The sequence below is a fragment of the Acinetobacter proteolyticus genome, from assembly GCF_000367945.1.
GTDB lineage: Bacteria > Pseudomonadota > Gammaproteobacteria > Pseudomonadales > Moraxellaceae > Acinetobacter > Acinetobacter proteolyticus.
Window position 1 is genome coordinate 2822664 of record NZ_KB849179.1, and the last position, 26190, is coordinate 2848853.

Genomic DNA, 26190 nt, shown 5'->3' on the forward strand with positions numbered 1-26190 from the left:
CTTAAAAGTAAATTTAAATAGACTAACTGATTGAAATTTAAATGGTTTGTTGAAAATATGTTTTTATTATCAGCAATAAAGCAGCTTTATTTTTATATTTAGCTTTTATTTTAAACACCTCACTCTATTCAAAAATCTGTCTCCTATTCAATTGATGTTTAAAATCCCATCACTCGAAATAAAAACAACGGCTTTGATAAGTTCAAAACCGTTGTTTTCAATATTGCAGTCAGAATGTTTGATTAAGAAGTTGTGCCTCTTACAATATTCAAGAAGTAAAGATGACGTTCATATTGATCAATAATGTCTTGGATTAAATCTTCTTGCGTCCAATCCATCACATCGTAGTTTTGCCCACCCTCTCTTAAGAAGACTTCTGCTTGGAAGTAATTGGCCTCATCTTCCTCTGCTCGTCCCAACATGAAGCTTGGTGGAACAGTGGCATGTGAGATCACTTTATACGTGAAGTTAATTTCATGATGATGATCGACATGCAATTGCAGACCATTTTCAATTTCACGTATCTCCACTTCCAAGTGACGGCGCTTAAATTCACGTTGAATACTTTCAAAGGCTTTACGCACCTGTGTCTCAATGTAGTGCTGAACTTCAGTTTCAGTATGCGGATAATGCATGATTAAACCTAAACGCTGCTGCCAACTACGTGGATTATGAATCGCTCGCGGTGTAATGCGTGCTTCCTGAATCGCTTTCATCTTGGTGACATCCAGCTTTAAGGCTTTTAACAGCCCCCAGCTCATCAACAACATAATAAAAGTAAAAGGCAATGCACTCATAATGATGGAGGATTGCAATGCCGATAGACCACCCACCAACAATAGAATAATGGCCAATGCTGCCATCAACACGGTCCAAAACAAACGTTGCCATGTTGGAGAGTTTTCAGTTTTAGCGGTGAGATAATCCGTAACCAAAGCACCTGAATCCGCAGAGGTGACGAAAAAGAGCATCACCAATACCGTCGCCAGTAAACTCATCACCCCTGAAAATGGCAAATGATTCAAAAACTCAAATAACGCAACTGATGAATCGCTTTGTACGGCGTGAATGAGACTGACATTATGTTCTTGCATAATGTTAAACAGCGCGGCATTACCCAGGAACCCCATCCAGATGATGGTAAAACCTGTCGGAATCAGTAACACACCGACAATAAACTCACGGATGGTTCGGCCACGCGATACACGGGCAATAAACATGCCTACAAACGGCGACCATGAAATCCACCATGCCCAATACATAATGGTCCAACCGCCAATCCAGCCATTCGGTTGATAGGCGTAGAGATTAAAGGTCATACCAAATAGGTTCGACATATACGAACCCATGTTTTGAATGGTGGTTTGCAGCAGATAGATACTTGGACCCGCAATAAATACAAAGGCCAATAACACCAAAGCCAAAATCAGATTGAGTTCGGAAAGACGTTTTACCCCTTTATCCAGACCTAAAAATACCGACATGGATGCCAAGGCACTGACAAAAATAATCAGGATCACCTGAACATTGCTGCTTTGTTCAATACCAAACAGATAATGCAAACCTGAATTGATTTGCGTCACACCAAAACCTAAAGAGGTCGCTACCCCAAAAACCGTACCAATGGTGGCAAAGGTATCAATCCCATCACCCCAAGGACCATAGATTTTCTTACCAATAATTGGATATAAGGCGGAACGGGTTTTTAATGGCAGATTATGCCGATAAGCAAAATAGGCCAAGGCTAATCCAACCACGGCGTAAATTGCCCATGCATGCAAGCCCCAATGGAAAAAGGTAATCCTCAAGGCTTGTTGTGCAGCATCTACACTTTCAGGGTCACCACTGGGTGGGCTGACATAGTGCATCACGGGTTCCGCGACACCAAAGAACATCAAACCGATGCCCATCCCTGCGGTAAACAGCATGGCAAACCAAGAGCCATTGCTATACTCAGGCTGGCTGTGATCGGGTCCTAATTTGATTTTGCCACTGGCGGAACAGGCGATGTAAATTAGTATGATCAGAAAAACGGCAACAGATAAGACATAGAACCAACTAAACGAGTCCGTAATCCACTGCTTGAGCTGCTGGGTCAAAAATTCAAATGAACTAGGTGCGATAATGACGATTGCGATAAAAATCGCAATGATAACCACCGTGCTTAAAAACACGTTTGGATTCACATTCGCAAACTGCGAAGATGGCTTGGAAGGCATAATTCCCCCACGTTATTCTAATGATAATGGACAGACCTTAAGGGTCAAATAAGACATTCACACAGTGAATAAAAGCGAGTTCAGCGATGTAAAACTCGATACTGATTATAAAAAATGTGAAAAATAAAGCAGTTGTAATGCTGTAACAGAGCTATTCTTTATCGCCCAATCGTTTAGGTACGTGCGCGATATACTGCAACGCGATGAGACGAGACACCACTACCGCCAGATACATCACCCCACCAAACATTTGCAGCATCGCAAGTACTCTGGCTGCAGGGCTAATTGGCATCAAATCCGACAATCCAGTTGCGGACTGTAGGCTAAAACTCAAGAACAATAAATCCAGCCAATGTTGTAAGGCTTGTGGTTGATTGGGATTTTGAAAACTATTGGGCAGGATTAACTGACAGATACTATATAAGAAGGCAAAGGCCCAAGCGATGAGGGTAAATACGGCCCCTGCTGCAAACAACTCATCTCTGGTGAGATAGCGATCCGCAAACATATAGCGCAACAAGCCATAAGCCGCATAAAAGTAAGCTAATGCTTCAAAACTATGTGCAATAATTTGTATGGTCCGATTGCCATAGCCAAGAAAAATTAAAATCGAAAATAAGAACGCACCGCTGACAAAGACCAAACCCCAGAACGTAAACACAGGGCTTTGCCGAATCACTTTAGCGATGATCAACAAGGCCAATACGCCCAGCGACCAAGTTAAAGCACGGAATTCACTATCGCCTGTGGTCAACATATATAAAATCAACAAGGCCAATTGAACCAGCAACAACCATGCAGAGGGTAATAAACGAAAGCTGCTCCAGAATTGTTTCAGGCTTTGCATGTTGTTTTCCTTGCTATTGTTATGATTTTCATTGTGTTAATCGCATCATATTGTATCTAAAAAGGCAACGATCATTTTGCACAGTTCTTGTTGCAAGCGTTGCTCTTCAATCAAAAAGGTATTCTTACTGGCATAGCGCATCATGGTAAACAAAGTACTGTTAATAATCACAAAAGACTTATGCTTTAAAGTTTCAAAATCCCAATGTGGATAATAACGCCCAAATAAGTACATCCCAACTTCTAGAAAATGTTGCTCGAGTACCTGTGCCGCCTCTGAATCACTATAAGCATGCCAGTTTTTTAGAATTTCGATAAAAAAACCTTGATCAGATTTCAAAGATTCAAAGCCAAAGACAATACTTAATGCGATAATGTCTTGAATAGCCGTTTGTTGTTGCAACATCACCAACTGCTTGACTGCTTGCCCCAAGTGTTCACTTTTGCGTAACAATAGTTCCGCGATAATCTGCTCTTTATTTTCAAAATACTGATAAATCGATCCAACACTCACACCTGATTTTTCAGAGATTTTAGGTGTGGTTACCTGTAACACCCCATATTCAGAAATGCATTTCTGCGCCCCTTCCAAAATACTTTCGACAATCATTTTGGCACGCTGTTGCTGTGGTCGTTTTCTCATGCTCAGCCTCAATAGAAATGCGAATTGAATGCGAATAAATATTCATATTAAGCTTTGATTAAATAACAATCACAGGCTTTATGCAATGCAAAGCATCGTTAAACCTAAACGCTTGGCCGCGTTTGAAGATATGAATCAATCCAATCTTAAAACCAAAATTCTGAGTTATATGACCCATCAGCAGGTACAACCCAGTTATGCAGAGTATCAAGCGCTGAATACCGCCCTGCAAAGTGGTGATGCGCCGATGGATCAACTGCTGCTATGGGTACTACAGAATCCGAAACAGCATCGTAAATACTTTGAAACGGCGCTATATCAAGGTCTCGATAAACTGCCACATGAAATTCCTGAACTCACTGCTTTCTTCCAATTCGTTGAACAAAAACCTGCTTGGTATGATCAAAACAAAATTGATGATGCACTAAAATTTACCTATCGCTTGGGAATCAATAACGGTCTTATCCTCCGAGATTTATCCCTAATGACAGGCTATATGTACCCTGGTTTTAACCAACCCTTGGTCCTGACAGGCGCATTAAAAAAACAGGCAGGTACACGTTTGGCCGAAACCACCAAATGGTGGGTCGATATCACTGAACAAGGTGGTTTTGAACGCTTTAGCAAAGGTTTTACCTCCACCATTTTTGTGCGTTTTATTCATTCACTCGTGCGTCATCAACTGCAAAAATCAGAAAAATGGGATGCCGAAACTTGGGGAATGCCGATCAATCAATATGATCAGGCCATGACCAATATCGCTTTTAGCGGTGTCGTCTTGATTGGAATACGGGCTTTAGGCATTTTTCCCAGTAAACAAGATGTCGATAGCTTTTTACATTTTTGGAAATATGCAGGCTGGTTAATGGGTGTGGATGAAAAATGGCTGGTCGATAAAGAGTCGGATGGCTGGAAACTGATATACTGGATGCACTTCGCGCATCCTCAATCTGATGCCAGCAGCATTTCACTGGGTTCCAGCCTTTCCAAAGAACCCTTTGAACGTAAATATCGCTATCTACGTTCTTTCCAGCAAAAATTGGCCTATAAGCAGCATCTAGAAATTACTCAATTTTTTATTGGCCGTAACAAAATGCACAAACTCGGTTTAGCTCCACAATCGGCATCATGGTTTGCTTATTATCTGATTGGTCGTAATCTAGCTCTGTATACAGGGGCTAAACATATTCCGAAGTTAAACCGTTTGCTTGAGCAAAATGGCCGACACTTACAACGCATGGGCTTGTCTTTATATCGCAACCAAGGGCAACAACTGGCCAGTATGCATCAATAAGCCCTCAATCAATGCGGGCTTTATCTTTATATACCGATTAATAATCAGATCCATCAACACTGTTTATTCACTATATCAATACCTTTAAATAGCAATTGATCATGCTGTTGAGATACGAGCTTCTTGTAGCTCACTGAATTACGCCTCGACTCTTTTTCTTTTAAATGCCAATGATATTCCATCGGGAGCTTTGCATTTCTCCTCTTCTATTGTAATTCCACGAGCTTATCTTCACCCCATGATAGTCCATATTCAGCAGCCTTTTTATACCATTTTTTTGCCAACTTAATATTTACTGCTCCAGCAGAACCATCTTCATACATTTCTCCAAGTGCATATGCTGCAATAGCCATTTCCTGATCAGCAGCCTTTGTCATCCATTCCATGGCCTTGATCTCATTTTTGGCTACACCTTCACCAGCACGATACATTGATGCAATTTCATATTGTGAATTTGCATGCCCCTGTATCGCAGCTTTCATAAACCATGCATATGATTCTTCAAAATTTTCATCAACCCCTTGTCCAAACAAGTAAGCTAAACCAAGATTGTATTGAGCATAAGGATTGCCAGATTGGGCAGACTTGCGAAACCAATCTACAGCTTTAGTAAAATCTCTTTCAGGGCCGTATGAACCACGTTTATAGATCATCCCAAGGCTAAGTTGAGCATTTGGATCCCCTTGTTTGGCTTCTTCTAAATATTTTGCATAAGCAAGATTGATATCTTTTTTCACAAAATCTTCATCTAACATTGCGTCTATTTGAGCAAGTTGAGTTTTAGGAAGATCTGAGCTTTCGCTACATGCCATAGTTGAAAATACAAGAGTTAAGAAAATTAAAATATTCTTTATTAAATACATAAGGCTATTTCATATAAATTTGACAACAAACAAAGCAATGGTAGAAGTTTCTTAAATTTTTCAAAATTATAATGCAATCTAAACAATAAAAACCAACTCAAAACTTATTTTACCCTCACTCAATACGACAATCCTTTTTTATGTACTGCCAATAAAGAAAGCCCTTATCAAAAGATAAGGGCTTTCTTTTAGCTTAAGGTCATTAGTGATCTGACGCGCCAGATGCACCAATCCCTGTCATTGAACGAACAAACTGAGCATCAAAAGCTTTACGCTCTTTCTCTGCGCGTGCTGATTTATCAGTTACAGAGAAGAACCAGCAGCAAAGGAATGATAAAGGCATTGCAAACAGTGCTGGACCATTGAATGGGTTTGGCGCAGTTTCAGAAATTGCCAAAGTATCGACCCAAACGGCTTTAGACAGAATGATTAGGCTCACCGCACCAACCAAACCAACCACACCACCAATCACTGCACCACGTGTAGTCAAGCCTTTCCAGAACATTGATAACACGAGGATTGGGAAGTTTGCACAACATGCCACAGAGAATGCTAAACCGACCATAAAGGCAACATTTTGCTTCTCAAACAAGATACCCAAAATCATGGCAAAGATGGCTAAACCTAAAGTTGCAATTTTTGACATCTTTAATTCAGATTCAGGGGTCGTTTTGCCTTTTTTGAATACGTTGGCATAAAGGTCATGTGAAATCGCTGAAGCACCTGACAGGGTCAAACCAGCAACCACGGCAAGAATTGTTGCGAATGCGACTGCTGAAATGAAGCCCATGAACAGGTCGCCACCCACAGCATCACTTAAATGCACGGCAGCCATATTGTTACCACCGACCAACTCTAATTTGCCTGTTACTGCTGCTTTAGCAACATCAAGGAACTGCGGGTTATTGGCAACAAATAGGATTGCACCGAAACCGATAATGAAGGTGAGCAGATAGAAGTAGCCAATAAAGCCTGTAGCCACCACAACTGATTTACGTGCTTCTTTGGCATCTTTCACGGTAAAGAAACGCATGAGGATATGCGGTAAACCTGCCGTACCAAACATTAACGCAAGACCAAGTGATAGTGCATCGATTGGATTTGCCGCGAGTTTACCTGGCCCCATGATTTTGGCTGCTTCTTCCCAACTCATGTTGTGCGCTTGGCTATATACACCAATGGCTTGGTTAAACATATTGGTGAAGCTAAAGCCAACCGCTTTCATCACCATAAAGGCCATAAAAGTTGCGCCACTGAGTAACATTACCGCTTTGATGATCTGTACCCAAGTCGTTGCCAACATACCACCGAAGATCACATAAGCCATCATCAACAGACCGACGATCACAACTGCGATGTTGTAGTTCAAACCGAATAGTAATTTGATCAACTGACCCGCACCGACCATCTGTGCAATCAGGTAGAACGCAACCACAACCAATGAGCTGAAAGCTGCCAAGGTACGCACTGGCTTTTCTTCCAGACGGAATGACACCACGTCGGACAAATTATATTTACCCAAGTTACGTAAACGTTCCGCAACCAGGAAAAGTACGATTGGCCAACCTACCATAAAACCCAGTGAATAGAGTAAACCATCGAAGCCCGAGCTGAATACGAGTGCCGAAATACCGAGAAACGATGCCGCTGACATATAGTCACCTGCAATCGCCAAACCATTTTGGAAACCACTGATTCCGCCACCTGCGGTATAAAAGTCTTGCGCAGATTGCGTTTGCTTTGCCGCCCATTTGGTAATGAACAAGGTAAAACCGACAAAGATCGTAAACATAATGATCGCATGCCAGTTGGTCGCCTGCTGCTCAGCCGCACCTAGGTCTGGACCCGCGAATGCAATACTTGAGCAACAAAAGCTTAGCAGCGTGAACAATATCGCTTTGAATGATGTCCCTTTCATCTCAGTGCATCCCTTTTTCATGTGCAATAGCCTCAACTTCCTTGAGGGCTGCTTCATTCAGTTGATCAAGTTTCGTATTGGCAATATAGGAATACACACCACATAAGATAAATGACAATACGATAATGCCTAAACCAAGGGGAATTCCCCATGTGGTCACACCACCGCTAAATGAACTTGCTAAAAATTCTTTGTTATAGCCAACCAAAAGCATGAACCCAACGTAGATAAACAGCATGATTGCTGTTAATGTCCAACTTAATGTGCGCTTTTTGCTGACCATCTCTTGAAACTTTGGATTTCGTAGAATTCGATCTACCTGTGAATCATCCATAATTGACTCCTTATTTTTGTGTCCAACCGTGGACCCCTTTTTCACATGGGATTTTTCATTATCCAAAGTAACAAGATTAGGCTTGACTCGTAACTTAGACTTTGGTCTCTAAATGACAATCTCTACTCCTTGCTCTACCCGTGCTTCGGGTATGATAAAAAATGGAATTTGATCCCGTGAGCAATATGAACAGTTGGCTTATTCTTGGTGTGCTTGCCCTGTATATCGTACTGTTATTCGGCTGTGCTTTTTTTGGTGAAAAGCATGCTAGCCGATTAAGTACGCGCGGCCGTATGCTGCTGTTTAGTTTGACATTAGGGGTTTATTGCTCATCTTGGACCTTTTATGGCGCGACCGGCGCTGCGGTACGCCAAGGCGTCATTTTCCTGCCTATTTATTTGGGTCCTTTGCTGTTTATCTGGTTTGGCTATGACATCTGGAAGCGCTTAGGGCGGATTCGCCAACATCACGCCATTTCATCAATTGCCGATTTTGTCGCGGCGCGTTATGGCAAAAGTGGTAGCTTGGCAGCACTGGTGACCATCCTTGCTGTGATTGCCATTGTGCCCTATCTGGCTTTGCAGTTACGCGCGATTGCTTTGAGTGCCTCGGTGATTCTTGAGCAAAACGCACATATTCATACCACCACCAATAGTGTGTTAGTGCTGACTGCGGTGCTGGCGATTTTGGCGATGATTTTTGGTACCCGTCATATTGCGCATACCGAACAGCACGGCGGGTTGATGTTAGCAGTGGCGTTTGAGTCCTTTGTTAAACTGTTTGCACTGCTCTGCGTGGCGGCATTTTTCTTATTACAATCGCCAGACAATATCAAACAGGTCAGCAGCGACGTCAATCAACATTTTCATGACCTGCAACAACTGGGGGTGCCCGAGACCTTCTGGGTACAGACGCTATTGGCAGGTTTAGCCATGATTTGCTTGCCACGTCAATTTCATGTGGCTGTGGTTGAATTACGGGATGAAAAACATATTCGCGGTGCACGACGCTGGTTCGCGGCCTATCTGATCTTAACGGTTATCGCGATCATTCCGATTGCCAGTTGGGCTTTACACTCCCTGCCTGAGACTCTCGGCACCCCTGATATTGCGGTCTTAGCGCTACCTTTAAGCTATCAACAAGAATGGCTTGCCTTATTGGCCTTTTTAGGAGGCTTTTCAGCTTCGACGGGCATGCTGTTGGTGGCTTCGGTGGCCCTGTCGATCATGCTCAGTAATGACTTGATTATGCCTGCATTATGGCGCTTTAAAATCATTTCTCGCCATGATCAGCACCTACCTCGTGTGCTCAAATTGACGCGTCGCATTAGCATCATCAGTGTGATGTTACTCGGTTTTTTATTCTTCCATTTTTTTAATGATATTAATCAGCTTTCAGTTTTTGGCTTATTGGCCTTTAGCGCGGTGGCTCAATTCGCCCCTGCTCTCATCGGGGGATTGTATTGGCGTGGTGCAAGCCGTCAAGGAGTCTATGTTGGCTTACTCATGGGCTTTGCCATGTGGAGCTATACGCTTCTATTTCCAACGGTATTGCGCAGCCTGCCAGATCATTATCAAGAATTTGCACAACATCTATTATTGTTTGGGCCTTTCGATATTAATGGTCTACGTCCTGAGGCCCTACTCGGATTTGAATCCTTTGCTCCTCTCACCCACGGTGTGTTGTGGTCACTCGGCCTTAACGCGGTGCTGTATATCTGGGTATCCCGTCTGTATCGTCCAAGTGTTGCTGAGCAAATTCAGGCGGAAAGCTTTTTCTATTATGAAAGCAAACCGTTGCCATCAGCTCAATCCAATACCGATCTCACTGATCTACACCTGAATGCTGCACGCCTGAAAGTTGGTGACTTACTGGCTTTAGCCAAACGCGTCACAGGCGATAAGCCCACCCTTCAAGCCTTCCAACAGTTTTGTGAACAAAACCATGTGGTGTTAAATGAAAATCACGTCGCCAATGGCATGTGGTGGCGTTTTACCGAGCAGTATCTGGCAGGGATTATTGGTGCCGCTTCTGCCCGTACCTTATTGACCACTGCCATGATTAACAATGGTCTCGCTTTAGGACAAGTGGCCAATATCCTTGACCAAGCCTCACAGTGGCAACGTTTTAACCAAAACCTACTCATGACCATGATCGACCATATGACTCAAGGGGTCAGTGTGGTGGATAAAAATATGTGTCTGGTGGCATGGAACAACCAATACCTAAAACTATTTGATTATCCTAAGGATCTGGTCTACGTCGGCTGCCCGATTGCCGATTTGATTCGCTATAATGCCGAACGTGGTGAATGTGGTCCTGGTCCTGTTGAAGAACATGTACGTAAACGACTGCACTGGATGAAAGTCGGTAGCGCGCATGAGTTCGAGCGCATTCGTAAAGATGGTCTGGTGATTCAGATGCGCGGTAATCCCATTGAAGGCGGTGGCTTCGTGACCACTTTCGCTGATATTACTGCCTTCCGTGAAAACGAAGCGGTGTTGGAAGAACGCGTCAGTGATCGCACCCAACAGCTTGCCAATGCCTTGACCGAGCAACAACTCGCACTGGAACAAGCCGATAAAGCCAATCAATCGAAAAGTCGTTTCTTGGCAGCCGCCAGTCATGACCTATTACAGCCGATGCATGCGGCTCGCTTATTTAGTACCGCGCTAGAGCAAAGTGTGCATTCAGCAGAAGATCAGCAAACCTTGCAACAGTTGGATCGTGCTCTGTATGGGGCTGAAAGTATGCTCTCGGCACTCCTGGATATTGCCCGTTTGGAAGGTGGTACCATTCAACCGAAACGTCAAGCCTATTCTCTGCATGACCTGTTAAATGATCTTGAGCTGCAATTTAAATCAATTGCGGCACAACGCAATATTCAACTGTCTGTTCACGACACTAAATTTTGGGTCGATACCGACCCACAATGGATGCGACGGATTATTCAAAACTTTGTCAGCAATGCATTGCGCTATACGGCACAAGGTCGTGTGGTGGTTGGCGTGTTACGTTCGGCACAACGCCCGAACCATATTCGGATCGGGGTTTGGGATACTGGCCCCGGCATTCATGAACAACAACGCCTGAAACTGTTCCAAGAGTTTGAGCGCTGTGGGCACACCTCGCCTTGGGGTGAACAGGGTCTGGGTCTCGGACTGGCCATCGTACAACGTATGACCAGCCTGTTGGATTTTCCTGTGCATGTCTATTCGGAATTGGGCAAAGGCTCTTGCTTCATGATTGAAGTACCACTTGCCGAAGCGCCCAAAATTCAAATACCCCTCCCGCATGTGACGGCCTTACAACATACGGCTTATAAAGTATTGTGTTTAGACAATGATGAAACCATTTTGGAAGGGATGCGTACTTTACTGAGCAAGTGGGGCTATCAGATTTTCACCGCGACTGAACCTGAGCAAGCCTTGCAATTGATTGAGCAAGAAGACATTCAGGTCTGGCTGATCGACCAGCACTTAAACCATGATCAACGTGGTCTAGACTTTATCGAACAGCATCGACTGGCGCATATTCCAGTGGCCCTGATTACCGCAGATTCTGACCCAGAACTGCCCCAATACTTAAAACAGCAGAATATTGTGTTGCTGAAAAAACCGCTTAAACCTGCGGGATTACGGGCATGGTTATCGGGTTTAAAAATCATGCCGATGCAATAACTAGCAAAATATTTTGCAACACATGCAGAAACCATCAAAAAGGAGCACTTTTATCGATGATCAATTGACCAAAGTGCTCAAATCATTATTGGCTATGGCAAAAACGTTCACTTACATTAGTGAACGTTTGTACACTTACTTACAATTAAATAAATCACTGTTTTTAATAATTAATTTTAGGGTAAAAAACATATCTACAACTTTAGTCGTATTCTACTTGCTTTCTCTATCCCGCATAAATTGATCAATTGAATCGAAGCCTAGCGCCATGTTTGTTGGGTTTCTCAGCACAAATTGTCAAAAAGGACATTGATCATGAATCACAGTAACCCGACAACTGACCATAGCTCACAACAGCTTTATCGCCAGTACAGTGCCAATGCACTGCTACCAGAATTGGATTGGCAAACCATCTTTGTACACAGCAAACTGGATGACACCCATTTACGTGCACTGAACACGCTTTATCAAGCTGCTGTTCCACTAGCACTTAATGTATTTGATGAGCTCAATTTTGATGTGTTTGCACCCGCCGCTTATCACCCACAAGGCTTGGGTCTATTTGAAAAACTGGCGCAGCAGGAAGAAAAATTTTTAGACGCTCTCGAAACCGAATCGGCTCATCTCGACCATGACAGCCGCCATCAAATCTGGAGTATGTTACTACGCGGTGGTGCGGTACTGGTATTCAAAGCATGGCTAGGTCATGTTAAAGGTGGCGAAAACCAATTGGATAAAACCCAATTTGATGAGCTTTCTGATTTATTGTTTATCAAAACACGTCCTGAACAATTAGCCCAACGTTTAAAAGTCGATGCCAATGCCGATTTGACGCATATCTTCTTAATGTATGAAAATGATGTGTTTTTAGACCATTTTAACAGCTTGGAAACTGCGGCTTTATTTGTTGATTTAGGCGTGTATGATGCTGCATTTTTAAGTCTGCGTGATGATCGCGTGGCTGAATATCTCAAAGCCAAAGGCTATGTGACCCAAGAGCAGATTGATGATTTACAATGTGCGTTAAACCCATTGTATTGCGATAGCTTAATGCCAAAACAGGATTGCTTGGCTTAACTAGCAGAAGCCACAATCAAGATTGTGGCTTCGCTTTGATTTTCAGTTCAAGAAAGATCTTTTTCTAAACGCTGTTTATGAATCTGCATCACCACATCACTAAACTCATTTAAAACATAATTGACCCATAAACGGCTATACCAGTTATATTCAGTGGATAAACGATAATCAATGCTTAGAATCAACTTGGTGGTATGCGCATCGATTTGTTCTAATTGATAATCTGTTTTCAGCAAATCGAAATACTTGCCGCCCATTTCCAGATGGTCATCTAATGATCCCTTCGGAAAAGAATCTGGAGCAAACTGATATTTCCAGGACAATAAATACGGCGCATGCGATGCAGTCACCTTTTCCTCAAACTTAATACCACGCTCCCACTGGATGGTGCGTATCAACTCACCCTCATGCTGCTCGGTCATACCAAAAACAGGTTTAGGAAAGCCCATGGTAAAAATAAAGCTGTCTTTGACTTCCTCTGGTTGAATCTTGCCAATCTGGTTAATGGCCTGAAATACTTGCTGTGCGGGCGCATGAATCACGACCGAGCGCTGGGTTTGTCCATATTCAGTACGGCTAAAATCAGGTAATAACAACCATAAAATCAAAGGTAGAAGTGCAAAAGAATAGATTTTGGCGCTGGGCTTCCATAGATAATGACAAATCAATCGCATCAAACCTGCGCCCAGCAGTAAACCGATCAGTAGAATGGGCAAGAGCATGATCAGACAAATAATACCTTCTCTTAACACGATCACACAGAACACTATCACGATCACCAAAACAAGCGGTTGAATTTTGAAAAGCTTAGAGAGGAAAATAGGATTGGGCTGTTTTCGAATCATAAAGTATTCGAATAATGCTCCGAGTATTGCGGGAATCATCAAGACAATCACAAAGGACATCAGATCTTGAGAATAACTGCTAAAAAGGACTGTCACTGCGATCAGGCCCACCGCCAAAATTAAAGGTAACACCTTTAAAAAAGAAGTTCTGGAGGGATAATCTTTTTCCAACTGATAAGGAAGCTTAGAAGTGTTCCCTTTGAGTACGACCAGATAATCGTGTGGCTCATTCTTGATTTTATGAAATTGATAATCTTGGACACCTGCCTGCAACAACATTTTGGCCAGACTGTCACGGGTCTGTTCCGTCCATTCTATGACTTGGATACGGGCATAACCCTGTTGTTGTAATTCCTGAATAATTGTTTTTGGATCCTGAAGATAATGCATGCCGGCCTCGATTCAAATCTCAATCAGCCCAATGCAGGTCATTGAGCTGATTGATTCTAACCTAGCTTAGAACTTCATGCTCATACGCATCCAGTAATTGCGGCCAGTATTATTGAATTGCTCCTCGCTGGCAAAACCAAAACCTGAACTGCCTGCTTTATTCAGGTGTTCGGTATAAGTCTTGTCCAAGACGTTATCAACTCCCACCGAAAGATCAATATCTTGATTCAGACTATAGCTACCATTCAATGAAATCGTTGAGAAACCTGCACTTGGTTTCAAGTCATACCCCACGATGTTCCCTTGATGCAAGCTAATGCGATTTTGCTGATCCACCACACGCCACAACATACCAAGTGTATATTTATCAGCAACATAACGTAGATTCACACGTCCTTCCAAAGGTGCAATTTGTGGCAAGGGTGTATTGTCCGTGGTATTTTTACCCCACGCATACATCGCACTCACATCTGCTTGGATATGGTCAGTAAACTGATAGCCAATGCCTGCCTCAGCACCGGCAATGGTTGCATCCACATTCTTCGCACCCGCGGTAATGCCACTACTGCCATGCCCGCCATGTCCACCTGCATGCATATGGCTATGATCATGATAATTCATCAGAATATAGTCATCAATTAGCCCTGCGTATGCCGACACCCATGAGTTAAATGCCCCCTGCTGCTGAGTAAAACCAAGATCTAACTGCAAAGTTTTCTCTGGGCGTACCCCATTAAAGGTATTGCTTGAACCAGCATTACCATGTTCAGGACTAAACAATTCCCAATAATCTGGCATACGTTCGACATAACCCAAGCCTACATAACTGTTCACGCCATGCTCGGTATTTTGATTTTCCAAACGAACAAAAGCACTAGGTAAGGTTTTTTCAAGTTGAGTGTTAAAACCTTTGGCTTTCGAATCAACACGCTCATCATCAACAGTGACTTGGTCTACGCGAGCACCTGTCACAATCTTATTCTGCGGGTTCAATTGATAAGTCAACTCACCGAAAGCACCATAAGACTGGAAGCGCATATCCTGACGGAAGGGTACATTCATCGATGGCATGGTCGGCGATGACATACTGCCACCATGTTTATTGAACTGAGAATCAACTCCAGTAATTAAACTCCATTGATTCCATTCAGACGTCATGGCCAAACGCGAGTTCAAGGTACGGCGTGTCACTTGCATGGCCATCGGGTTTGGCATCAGCATGGTCATGCCATCATGGCTCATTTCAACCAATGGCGGTGTACGCAAACTATAGTTATCCATAATATGGTCGTTATAGCTATAGTTCACCTGAGCTTCAATTTTCTTGATTACATCAGTGACATTTTTCTTTTCAAACCGTAAACCTAAACTTTCACGGGCAAATTGTGCCCCATCCATACCACGCCCAGCATATTCAGCTTCACCATCCGCTTTACCACCGGTCAATTCCAACCAAGTATTTTCATCTGGGGTCCAGCCCAATGCAACATCGGCATTCCAACGTTCCCATGAAGACGGGATGGTATTGCCATCGCCGTCTTGATAACTATTCGATTCAGAGCGGTTGGCATTTAAGCGGATATATTTTTTCTCGTCTCCAATCGCCGCTTCAACATTCTGATCTAAGCGCCCAAATGAACCCCACAATACACTCGCCTGTCCACGATAGGGTTTGTCTTGGGTGAGTTTTTCAGGTTCACGTTCAAAGATCACCGTTGCTGCTGAACCAGTATTGGCATATTGAACCGTTTGTGGCCCTTTGATCACTGAAATACGATCATAGCTTTCAGGAGAGATATAAGAGGTCGGTGCATCCATACGAGCAGGACATGCACCAAGGTTCTCCGTACCATCGGTTAAAATCTTGATGCGGGAACCAAACATACCACGAAAGGTCACATCTCCATTGGTGCCACCACTTTGTATTGAGTTAAAACCCATAATACTTTGTAGATAGTCGGCACCATCTGTCGCAGGGATGGGTTGAATCGGTTTCTTAGGATCAGCTTGTACCACCAAACCATTGCTCTCATTCGGTTGTTGTGCAGTGACCACAATCGGTGCCATTGAGACATGTGCCTGCTCATGCTGAACAGGTTCTGCCCACGCCATTGCGGTATTTGAAGCAGCCAAGATCGCAACCGTCAGCGGTTGTAATAAAAATTTAGGTTGAGCCATCATCGGTCTCTCTTAAAACATAGATAAAACAGAGTCAGAGTTCCAAAAAACCCTAACGAAAAGAAAGTTTTAATTTATGCAAAGAGTGGCGGAGCCCGCCCTTGAGGCAACAAGAATAACCGTTGCAGTGCAAAATAAACATGCTTAAAGGCTTGTTGATACGCAACTAAACGGATTTGGATACGGACCAGAACCTCTTTCACCCCCAATTCAGGCGGCAAGACCAGATTGGCATAGACCGTACAGTACTGACATTGGTGGTTAGGATCGTGATGATCATGTTGTGGCATCGATACTTGAACATGTTCAAGCTGATGCTCGTGATGCTGAGATGCATGGACCGAATGGCTATGCGAAGCTTGTAGCTTAGGCAACAGCAACGCCTGAGTAATAGTTTCACAGACAGGCGCGATTTGATATTGCTTCGGAAGTAGCGGCTGCAAGAAAACCGCAATCTGCAAACAGACCGCGGTTAAAGCCAGCAGCAAGCCACAACGAAACAAAGAGAGCATCTTTAAAAAGTGTCTATCGCTTAACGTTTGACGCTTACTTTTTCTTTTTCACGTTGGCGAACCACTTTTTCCACTTTCTCACGTGCACGTTGACGCTTTAATGGCGATAAATAGTCGACAAAAAGTTTGCCATTTAAGTGATCCATTTCATGTTGGATACAAACAGCGAGAAGTTCGTCAGCTTCTAACTCAAATGCTTGACCTTCAAGGTTAATTGCCTCGATTTTTACGCGTGACGGACGCTCAACTTTGTCGTATATTTGAGGCACAGAGAGACAGCCTTCTTCATAAGGCTGCGTATCTTCGGTCAGTGGAATGACTTTGGGGTTAATGAACACCATCGGTTGGTTTTTCTCTTCAGAGATGTCCATAACAATAAGCTGAATATGATGATCAACCTGAGTTGCCGCTAAGCCTATACCCGGTGCCTCGTACATGGTTTCAAACATATCTGCTGCAAGCTGACGAATATCATCAGTGACTTCTTCGACTGGCTTGGCAATGGTACGAAGGCGGGGATCAGGAAAACTTAAAATAGGTAATAAGGCCATACTGTCGTCCTCACTTATGCCATTGATCAAAAAACCAACTGAAGGGAATGCTTGATCAAAAAATTGTGTGTAAAGTCGTTATTATAGCGCAACTACACACATAATTTTTAGGAATTATGATAATGAAAAAGGTTTTAAACGGCATACACTCATTTCATGCCTTGGGGTTAAAAAAACAACTGATTGCTGCAGCAATTTGTGCAGGTTTGGGGATGAGCGTGAATTTCGCCCATGCAGCAAGCCCAAATGTCAGTCCTCCTTCAGTGAAAGTCGGTGCGCCACATGTTTATGTGGTGAAAAAAGGCGATACGCTTTGGGATATCTCAGGGAAGTTTTTAAGTAAGCCTTGGCGCTGGCCAGAAATTTGGGCAAGCAATAAACATGTGAAAAATCCGCACTGGATTTATCCTGGAGATCGCTTACTACTTTGTAGTTTGAACGGTAAACCTTTAATCGGTAAAGATGAAGGTGATGGTTGTGACGGTATCATTCGCCGCTATACAGGCAATACTTCTAATTTACGTCCTCAAGTACGTGTTGAGGCCTTGAATAATAGCGTTCCTGTGATTCCCTTGGCTCATATTCAGCAATGGCTAGAACGTACTTCAGTTCTACCCGCAGATGCGATTGCCAATACCCCTTATATCTTGGGTACAACAGACAACCGCGTACTTGCAGGTAAAGGCCAAAGTGTTTACGTACGTGGTAAAGGCCTTGAAAACGGTCAACGTTATGGCGTATTCCGTGAAGGTGAACCGTACATCGTATTGGATCAAAATGGCAAGAAACAGAATCTTGGGGTTGAGCTGACGCAAGTGGCTTCGGCTGTTGCCATTCGCAATGAAAATGACATCACTACAGTTGAACTCACCGATAGTTACAACGGTGAAGTTCGTCGTGGCGATCGGGTTATGGCTGAACAGGATGCCATGCTACCAACCTTATTCTACCCAATTGATGCTAATCAGGTAAAAGACGGCGGTAAAATCATTCGTGTGATGGGTTCAATTGGCACAGCAGCCAAAAATGGCGTGGTCACCGTTGATCGTGGCACCGCAGACGGCGTTGAAATTGGTCAAGTGTTCAGTGTCTATCAAGATGGTGAAGTGGTCCGAGATCCGAAGACCAAAGAGAAAGTGAAACTCCCTGGACAATATCTAGGTAGCGCCATGATCTTTAAGAGCTTTGATCGTATCAGCTATGCCTATATCCTTGAAAGCGAGCTACCGATCAAGCTTGGTTCGGATATTAAGCCACCTCGTTTAGATGATTAAGTAAATGCCTATGTTGAATCAATTATCACCTCATCACTATCACACTGTGTTGGTGTGGTACTTGGTTCAGCATTCGTTGTCGAGTTTCAGCAAAATTCAGCAGCACTTTGGTGGCTGTGAACAAGCAATACAACCACATCGTTTCCCAGAATGGTCACAATTGGGCTTACACGCCAATCACTTAAAACGTTTAGCCGAATTTCAAAGCCCTCAGGGTCAACACCAATTCCAACAATTGCTTGATCTAGTCTGTAAATATAGTGATTTTATTTTAACGCCAGAAGATCTGGGTTATCCCACTCAGCTCTTGCCATATGCAGATCGTCCACCCATTTTATTTGGACAAGGTCAGGCACAGGCCTTATTACAACCACAGATTGCTATGGTCGGCAGCCGTAAACCGAGTCCACATGGACGCCAAGTCGCTTATGATTTTGCCTATTATTTAAGTGAAAAAGGCTTTTATATCAGCAGTGGTTTGGCACATGGGATTGATCAAGCCGCACATCAAGGTGGATTGGCACATCAACGAACCATTGCAGTGACAGGTACAGGTCTAGATAGCGTCTACCCTGCTCAGCACAAACAACTGGCACAGCAAATTACCCAATCTGGGGCCATCGTGACTGAGTTTCTACCAACCACGATGCCCCTACAACAACACTTCCCCAGACGCAATCGAATTGTCAGTGGTCTGAGTCTGGGTGTATTGGTGGTTGAGGCAGCACTGAAAAGTGGTTCTCTCATCACCGCGAATGAAGCAGCCAATCAAGGTAAAATGGTCTTTGCGATTCCAGGGCATATTTATAGTGAACACCATCAAGGCTGTCATCAACTGATTCGTGAAGGTGCGATTCTGGTCGATCATCCCGAACAGGTCATCGAAGATTTAGCGCTACCGACGCAATGGCAAGCCCAACAACACCCAACGGATGAAGCCAGTACTGCTCCTCCACCAAGCCTGCCCGCACATTTGATTGCGTTGTATCAGAGTCTGGACTGGATTGGACAAGATTTGGATCAACTGGCGCTGCGCCATCCAATCACGATTGCAGAGCTAACCGCCCAATTAATGGAATTGGAATTACTGGGTTTATGTCTACAACAAGCAGGACGCTATTTACGTTGTCGCCCAATGCATTAAACTAGTCATACTCTCTCCTGTTTTCACATACATCCCATGATTACTTCCTCTATTTCTGAAGCAGCTCAACTTTTAAAACAAGGACAAGTTCTAGCTTATCCGACAGAAGCAGTTTGGGGATTGGGTTGTGATCCCTTCAATGAGCAGGCATTTCAGGAAATTCTGGAACTGAAACATCGCCCAGTTGAAAAAGGGGTGATTTTATTGGCTGGCCATATACAACAAGTACAACATTTATTGCAGGACTTAGACACAACAATCCGTCAGCAAGTGATTGCGACGTGGTCGAATCGCCTTGAAACAGAACGTGCCACAACGTGGCTACTTCCCGCTGATCAAAGTATTCCAACATGGATCAAAGGCCAACATCCCTTGGTCGCAGTTCGAGTCACCACGCATCCACTATGCATGGCATTATGTCAGCACTTTGGCGGCTTTATTGTTTCGACCAGCGCCAACCCAGCAGGTCTTGCACCCGCGCAACGATTGCAAGATGCTCAGGCTTATTTTGGTAATAACTTAAATTACCTACAAGGAGATTTAGGGTTGAGTAGCGAACCAAGTCGCATTTTAAATGCCTTCACGGGTGAAGTGGTTCGCGCCTAATTAGGTGAATAGCGGACAAAAAAAAGCTCAGTTATATAGGGATAACTGAGCATAAAAAGGATGTGTATAATCACATCCAGAGGGTTCGCAAATTTGATAAGCAACTTATTCATTCTCAAATGAATCATCTCGCTATGTTTGCTATTATGAGGGAATAATCACATTTATACAAATATAATATTTATCTAACAAAAAGTGTGAAAAGCGTACCAATTTTGTCAGTTCTGCATTTTCAATAAAATTATATTTATATTTTTATTCAGCTTTTTTTTGATCATAAATTTAATAAATCTTAAAAATATATTTGCAAATCATATAGAAGACACGGCAAAAAAAATTAAAATCTTAATTTTAGATGCTTAAACTCTGATGATAAATAGATGATCCAACCTGATTCATCTATTCATCATCATAAAAACATTAAGGAATAAAGGATTTCCCCAATGATGCAGGTAAGTTCATTTGCAATAGTTTTTTATCACGTGAAATCAAGACCAGAACTAAAATCGTAGCCACATACGGCAACGCAGCCTGTAATTCAACAGGCAGATCAAGACCCAACGCTTGCGCATGGAATTGTAAAATGGTGACACCACCAAATAAATACGCGCCGACCATCAATCGTGCAGGTTTCCAGACTGCAAATACCACTAGTGCAATGGCAATCCAACCACGGCCTGCGACCATATTTTCAACCCATAATGGCGTATATATCGTAGATAAAAATGCCCCACCTATTCCAGCCATTGCTCCACCGAACAACACGGCACCGTAACGAATCAACAATACTGGATAACCCATGGCATGTGCTGACTCTGGTGACTCGCCCACCGCTTTAAGCAATAAACCCAGCTTGGTTTGTGCCAAAATCCACCAAATGACAAAAAAAGATAAAATCGATAAATACACCACATAATTTTGGTGAAATAAAATCGGTCCAATAAAAGGGATCTCCGACAGGACGGGAATATCCAGTGCCTTTAAACCCTCCAAACTGTTACTGACAAAATGTTGCCCCACGAAAGCGGATAACCCCACACCGAAAATGGTTAACGCAAGCCCACAAGCGGCCTGATTAGCTGCGAGCGAAAGTGCCAAAATTGCAAAAATGAGTGCAGCACCCGCACCAGCAATGGCCCCTGCCAAAAGTCCTGCCGCAGGCCCTAGACCTGTGCTTGCACAAAAAGCAAAACCCGCAACGGCACCAATCAACATCATGCCTTCAACACCCAGATTAATCACCCCTGTTCGCTCTGCAACCAACTCACCCATTCCTGCAAAAATCAGGGGTGTGCCCGCGGCCAGAGTACCCGCCAAAATTGGAACTAAATCAATCATGTCTAACTCCTAAGCTGTTTCAGTGGATACAATGGGAAAGGTATGCTTTTTCATTGTTTTAGACCGACCAAACCGATAGCGATTTTCGATGAAAGCATCCGCAGCCAATAAGAAAAACAACAACATTCCCTGAAATAATCCTGTAATTGCCGCAGGAAGTTGTAGATTTAGCTGTGCGGTTTCTCCGCCAATGTAGAGCAAGGCCATCAAAAATCCTGACAAAACAATCCCGATCGGGTTTAATCGTCCCAAATACGCCACAATAATTGCGGCATAACCATAACCTGGAGAAATATTTGGATTGAGTTGTCCAACCGGACCTGCAACCTCACCAATGCCTGCAATACCTGCCATAAAACCTGAGATCATAAGACTAAACCAGATAGCCTGCTTTGCAGAAAACCCCGCGTAACGTGCAGCATCAGGTGCTTGACCACCGACTTCGAGCTTATATGCAAGAAAACTGCGTTTACTAAACAGCCAGAATGCCAACACTGCAAAAATGGTCACCCCAATCACAGTATTGATTCGTGTGCCTTCAAATAAAATAGGAAATAAAGTTCCATCGTCGAACATAACCGATTGTGGAAAATTCATGCCTTCGGGATCTTTCCACGGCCCGTTAATCAAATACAGTAAAATAAATGTCGCAATATAATTCAGCATTAATGTGGTTAGAGTTTCTTGCGCATTAAAATGGGTTTTTAGTAATGCAGGAATAGCCCCCCATAAGGCTCCGCCAATTGCACCAGCAATCACCATAGAAGGTAATATCCAAAATGCGGAGATTCCCTGACAGGCAATGGCTAAACCACCCCCAAAAATTGCCCCCATAATAAGCTGACCTTCAGCACCGATATTAAAAATACGGGCTTTAAATCCAATAGATAGTCCTAATGCAATTAAAATTAAGGGGCTAGCTTTAATAATCAACTCACTCCAGCCATACCAACTGGATAAGGGTTCAATAAAAAACACCTGAAAAGCTTCAAGCGGATTTTTCCCTAAAATCATAAATAATAGGCCGCCAATAGAGAACGTTGCCACCAAAGCAATTAAGGGAGAGATCCACTTCATTAAAATCGATGGATGATCACGCGGTTCGAGTAAATGCATATGTAACCCCAGTTCAAATGATATAGACCTAAGCAGATGCGTCTAAAACGCATGGGCTTTGCGATTGCCGATACAATCCGGACATCATCAAACCAATTGTTTCAGCATTGGTTTCATTCACAGATTGAGCTTCACTTAGGCGACCTGCGGCCAGAACAGCAATTCGATCACTGATCTCAAATAATTCTTCCAATTCTTCAGAAATTACAATAATGGCGGCACCCTGACGCGACAGATCAATTAGTGTTTGACGAATAAAGGCGGCTGCACCGACATCGACCCCCCAAGTGGGTTGGGCCACCACCATAACTTTAGGCTGTTGCAGGATTTCACGGCCTACGATGAATTTTTGTAGGTTGCCACCCGACAAAGAACGCGCGACAGTCGCCGTTCCAGAGGCTTTTACCGCAAATTTCTGAATACAGTCTTGTGCAAAATGACGCGCTTTTTCGTAATTGACCAATCCATAACGCACAAAACCTTGCCGAAATGCGGTCAGTAAAGCATTTTGAGTTAAACTCATCGCGGGAATAGCACCACGTCCCAAACGCTCTTCAGGCACAAAACCAAAACCCAGTGCGCGGCGCTGCCCCGCATTTAAATGGCCGATCGCCCGTCCCTCTAACATTACGCAGCCTTTTGCAGTCGTAATTTCACCAGATAAGGCCATCAACAGTTCGGCTTGACCATTTCCAGAAATACCTGCAATACCCAGAATCTCTCCTGTTTTCACACTAAGCTGAATATGTTCGAGCGAGGTTCCAAAAAGATCAGGTGCCTGAACATTGAGCTGTTTCACTTCAAATATAGGCTTACTCTCGCCCACATAAACAGGATGTTGATAAGCAGGAAGATCACGCCCAATCATCATCTTAGCCAGACTTGCGGTACTTTCCTGTTTAGGAATGGCAGTTCCTGTCACGGTTCCACCCCGTAAAATAGTAGCGCAATCGCATAAGCTCTGTATCTCATTGAGTTTATGGCTGATATATAAAATTGATACCCCTTCACTGGCTAAACGGCGTAACGTTTCAAACAAGATTAATACTGCTTGAGGTGTGAGTACCGAAGTGGGTTCATCTAAAATTAACAATGATGGGTTTTGCAATAAACAACGTACAATTTCAACACGTTGTCGCTCTCCAACCGATAAACTATAAACGGTTCTTTTCGGATCAATGGGTAATCCATACTTTTCAGAGACTTCAATGACGCGTTTGGATAATACGTTTAAATCAAATTTTTCATCCAAGCCCAGTGCAATATTTTCCACTACCGTCAATGTTTCAAATAAAGAAAAATGTTGATACACCATACCGATTCCCAAATGTCGGGCCGCAGCAGGACTTTCAATAGCGACAGAGCGACCATTCCAAACAATTTCTCCTTCATCGGCCTTGACTGCCCCATAAATAATTTTCATCAGAGTACTTTTGCCTGCGCCGTTTTCACCCAATACTGCATGGATTTCACCGGGTGCGACCTGTAAATTAATATGGTCATTGGCCACTAAACTGCCATACTGTTTCGTTATATTGATCAACTCCAGACGATTTTTCTGCAAGATAGGTGCAGGTCTGCTGGTGCTCATATTCAAGTCTGGATCAACAGAGATTTTATCGGTAGGTAAAGCCATCAGGTCATCTCTTTAGCTCATGTGATTAGAGAGAAGCAAGGGACATGCCATGCTGCAATCACTTTATTTTGTGAATAATATTTAAATAAAAAATCTGTTTAGTGACTTAATTAAGTCCAAAACGCTTGATGTGCTTGCGCTGCTTCTTCACTCAAACACGGCCCAATGACCCTTATTTCTCGTTGTCCACTAGCAAATACCTGACGACAAGGTAAAGATAACGTCGGGTTTTCTGGGTGATTCCCTGTAATTTCTAGGAGTTGTGTTTCACTCATGCCATAGACGACCCGACCAATGCCAGTCCAATAAATCGCACCAGAACACATCGCACAGGGTTCAGCATTGGTATATAAAGTACAATTACGCAACTGTTCCAATGACAAAAGTCGTGCGGCCTGCCCTGCTGCAACAGTTTCAGCATGACGGGTGGGATCACCTGTCGGAGGTAATGAATTATTGCCTGCCTGAGTGACAATCTCGCCTTGTGCATTCACCACAATTGCAGCAAAGGGATGTCGGCCTTGCAATTTAGTTTGTTCTGCCAATTCAAACGTTCTTCTTAGGAAAAACAGATCTTGTGCTGTTGCCTGATCATTTAATGTCATTTTTGATGTCTCTTTTAATTTAATAACGATTGATCATAAAGACGGAGCGTAAGTAAAATTTTCTATTTATGCTCTATCTGCATCATTCACGATATTTTTAAAAATGATAGTCAACCCGAACCATTGGTGTGCTGGCCGTGGCACCTTTTCCTGCAAAACCATCGGTGTCATTGCCAAATTTATTTTTCCAATACTCATAGCCTGCACCTGCGCGTAACTTGCTGCCTTTTAACCCAATAACTGGGCTCAAGTCATACATCACACGTGCATCAATATGGGTTTCAGCTTTTGTATCACCACCAGACTCATTTTTTCCTTTTGAATCAATCCAAAGTGCATATCCCTCAAAAGATAGCGGTGTTTTTCCAATTGGAATGCCCCATGTAAACTGTGCAGCAGCATGAGTGTCATAGGTGTAACGCCCCGAAGAATACCCAAATCGCGGGGTATCTGATGAAGGATCATTACTTTCAAATAATGCCAATACGCTAAAATCTAGAAAACCCGGCACATCAAATTGAATAGTTGGCCCTACTACCCACATACGTTTTTTTGAACCATAACTATCATTTTTAGTGTTCCAGTCCAGCCCCAACGTTAAACCTGCACCACGAATGTAGCCCGGTACAGATAAATTTGTCTTAGTAATGGCGCCAGCATCCAGATAACGACGAATGACCACATAAGCTTCCTGAGTCCCTTTATCATTGGATTGAGTGCTATTCGGTTCATCATCTGACTGAAGTAAATCGACATTAAAGAAGTTTGAACCGTACTTATCACCACTAGCATAGGTCAGGTTAAAAATTTGTTTGGTGATATCCGTACGACTGTCATCTGAATCGTTTTTATACGGTTCTGCAAATTGTGATCCGTAACGCCACCCAATAGACGTATCGCTCCATGTGGCAGCCTGTGCAGATTGCATGACTCCAATTCCCCCCAGAATAGTCGCCATAGCAGTCATTAGCGTTTTTAATGCATTACCTTGTTGTAATACGTTCATTGCACATTTCCCCTTATCATTTTCTCAAGATCAAAGCTCACAATATTCATCTCAAGACTCATAATGATGGCTTTTCAAAAATCACGTTTGCCCCAATGCAAAACGATCTGACCCT

General features: G+C 43.2%; 21 protein-coding genes. 6 read left to right on the forward strand and 15 right to left on the reverse strand.

What is annotated here, in order from left to right; all coding sequences use genetic code 11:
- Positions 1-242 precede the first annotated feature (242 nt).
- The 3 genes from F993_RS03955 to F993_RS03945 all read right to left on the reverse strand — a co-directional run bounded on the left by F993_RS03955 (position 243) and on the right by F993_RS03945 (position 3708).
- Positions 243-2219 (reverse strand): BCCT family transporter, encoded by a 1977-nt coding sequence (locus tag F993_RS03955; protein ID WP_004656454.1) that lies wholly within the window; start codon positions 2217-2219, stop codon positions 243-245.
- Positions 2220-2370: 151 nt separating this feature from the next.
- Positions 2371-3066, reverse strand: coding sequence for an ion channel (locus tag F993_RS03950; RefSeq protein ID WP_004656456.1), 696 nt, complete (start codon positions 3064-3066; stop codon positions 2371-2373).
- Between the two features lie 45 nt (positions 3067-3111).
- Positions 3112-3708, reverse strand: coding sequence for a TetR/AcrR family transcriptional regulator (locus F993_RS03945; RefSeq protein ID WP_004656458.1), 597 nt, complete (start codon positions 3706-3708; stop codon positions 3112-3114).
- Between the two features lie 85 nt (positions 3709-3793).
- Between F993_RS03945 and F993_RS03940 the strand changes: the two genes are divergently transcribed.
- Positions 3794-5002, forward strand: a complete 1209-nt coding sequence (locus F993_RS03940; protein WP_004656461.1) for an oxygenase MpaB family protein — start codon at positions 3794-3796, stop codon at positions 5000-5002.
- A 206-nt stretch (positions 5003-5208) separates the two neighbouring features.
- Here the strand turns inward: F993_RS03940 and F993_RS03935 are convergent, their stop codons facing one another.
- From F993_RS03935 to F993_RS03925, 3 genes are all read right to left on the reverse strand, one after another.
- Positions 5209-5865 carry a tetratricopeptide repeat protein gene (locus tag F993_RS03935; protein WP_004656464.1) on the reverse strand — a complete coding sequence of 219 codons (657 nt, stop codon included), beginning with the start codon at positions 5863-5865 and terminating at the stop codon, positions 5209-5211.
- Between the two features lie 202 nt (positions 5866-6067).
- Positions 6068-7783: a cation acetate symporter gene (locus F993_RS03930; protein ID WP_032812560.1), complete on the reverse strand. Its 1716-nt coding sequence runs from the start codon at positions 7781-7783 to the stop codon at positions 6068-6070.
- Between the two features lies 1 nt (position 7784).
- Entirely contained in the window at positions 7785-8117 is a 333-nt protein-coding gene (locus F993_RS03925; protein ID WP_004656466.1) for a DUF485 domain-containing protein, read from the reverse strand.
- 185 nt (positions 8118-8302) lie between these two features.
- On the opposite strand from F993_RS03925, the gene F993_RS03920 reads away from it, so the two are divergent.
- Entirely contained in the window at positions 8303-11797 is a 3495-nt protein-coding gene (locus tag F993_RS03920; protein ID WP_167353103.1) for a PAS domain-containing hybrid sensor histidine kinase/response regulator, read from the forward strand.
- A 315-nt stretch (positions 11798-12112) separates the two neighbouring features.
- Positions 12113-12874, forward strand: a complete 762-nt coding sequence (locus F993_RS03915) for a hypothetical protein (RefSeq protein WP_004656471.1) — start codon at positions 12113-12115, stop codon at positions 12872-12874.
- Positions 12875-12921: 47 nt separating this feature from the next.
- Here the strand turns inward: F993_RS03915 and F993_RS03910 are convergent, their stop codons facing one another.
- The 4 genes from F993_RS03910 to def all read right to left on the reverse strand — a co-directional run bounded on the left by F993_RS03910 (position 12922) and on the right by def (position 17350).
- Complete coding sequence (locus F993_RS03910) at positions 12922-14109, reverse strand: hypothetical protein (RefSeq protein WP_004656472.1); 1188 nt, start codon at positions 14107-14109, stop codon at positions 12922-12924.
- A 66-nt stretch (positions 14110-14175) separates the two neighbouring features.
- Entirely contained in the window at positions 14176-16287 is a 2112-nt protein-coding gene (locus F993_RS03905) for a TonB-dependent copper receptor (protein ID WP_032812758.1), read from the reverse strand.
- A gap of 74 nt (positions 16288-16361) precedes the next feature.
- A complete protein-coding gene (locus tag F993_RS03900; RefSeq protein ID WP_004656476.1) occupies positions 16362-16799 on the reverse strand; it encodes a DUF2946 family protein in 438 nt (145 codons plus the stop codon).
- Between the two features lie 20 nt (positions 16800-16819).
- A complete protein-coding gene (gene def, locus F993_RS03895; RefSeq protein ID WP_004656477.1) occupies positions 16820-17350 on the reverse strand; it encodes a peptide deformylase in 531 nt (176 codons plus the stop codon).
- Positions 17351-17472: 122 nt separating this feature from the next.
- Between def and F993_RS03890 the strand changes: the two genes are divergently transcribed.
- The 3 genes from F993_RS03890 to F993_RS03880 are packed head-to-tail and all read left to right on the forward strand — an operon-like array spanning position 17473 to position 20374.
- Positions 17473-18624: a LysM peptidoglycan-binding domain-containing protein gene (locus tag F993_RS03890; protein WP_004656479.1), complete on the forward strand. Its 1152-nt coding sequence runs from the start codon at positions 17473-17475 to the stop codon at positions 18622-18624.
- A 10-nt stretch (positions 18625-18634) separates the two neighbouring features.
- Positions 18635-19768 (forward strand): DNA-processing protein DprA, encoded by a 1134-nt coding sequence (gene dprA / locus F993_RS03885; RefSeq protein ID WP_004656481.1) that lies wholly within the window; start codon positions 18635-18637, stop codon positions 19766-19768.
- 36 nt (positions 19769-19804) lie between these two features.
- Positions 19805-20374, forward strand: a complete 570-nt coding sequence (locus F993_RS03880; RefSeq protein WP_004656482.1) for an L-threonylcarbamoyladenylate synthase type 1 TsaC — start codon at positions 19805-19807, stop codon at positions 20372-20374.
- Positions 20375-20794: 420 nt separating this feature from the next.
- Here the strand turns inward: F993_RS03880 and F993_RS03875 are convergent, their stop codons facing one another.
- The 5 genes from F993_RS03875 to F993_RS03855 all read right to left on the reverse strand — a co-directional run bounded on the left by F993_RS03875 (position 20795) and on the right by F993_RS03855 (position 26075).
- The gene (locus tag F993_RS03875; RefSeq protein ID WP_004656483.1) at positions 20795-21712 is read right to left on the reverse strand and encodes an ABC transporter permease; all 918 of its coding nucleotides are present in this window, start codon (positions 21710-21712) and stop codon (positions 20795-20797) included.
- A gap of 9 nt (positions 21713-21721) precedes the next feature.
- A complete protein-coding gene (locus F993_RS03870; protein ID WP_004656485.1) occupies positions 21722-22828 on the reverse strand; it encodes an ABC transporter permease in 1107 nt (368 codons plus the stop codon).
- 28 nt (positions 22829-22856) lie between these two features.
- A complete protein-coding gene (locus F993_RS03865) occupies positions 22857-24464 on the reverse strand; it encodes an ABC transporter ATP-binding protein (protein WP_004656486.1) in 1608 nt (535 codons plus the stop codon).
- Positions 24465-24574: 110 nt separating this feature from the next.
- Positions 24575-25069, reverse strand: coding sequence for a nucleoside deaminase (locus F993_RS03860; RefSeq protein WP_004656488.1), 495 nt, complete (start codon positions 25067-25069; stop codon positions 24575-24577).
- Positions 25070-25166: 97 nt separating this feature from the next.
- Complete coding sequence (locus F993_RS03855) at positions 25167-26075, reverse strand: hypothetical protein (protein ID WP_004656490.1); 909 nt, start codon at positions 26073-26075, stop codon at positions 25167-25169.
- Between the last annotated feature and the right edge of the window lie 115 nt (positions 26076-26190).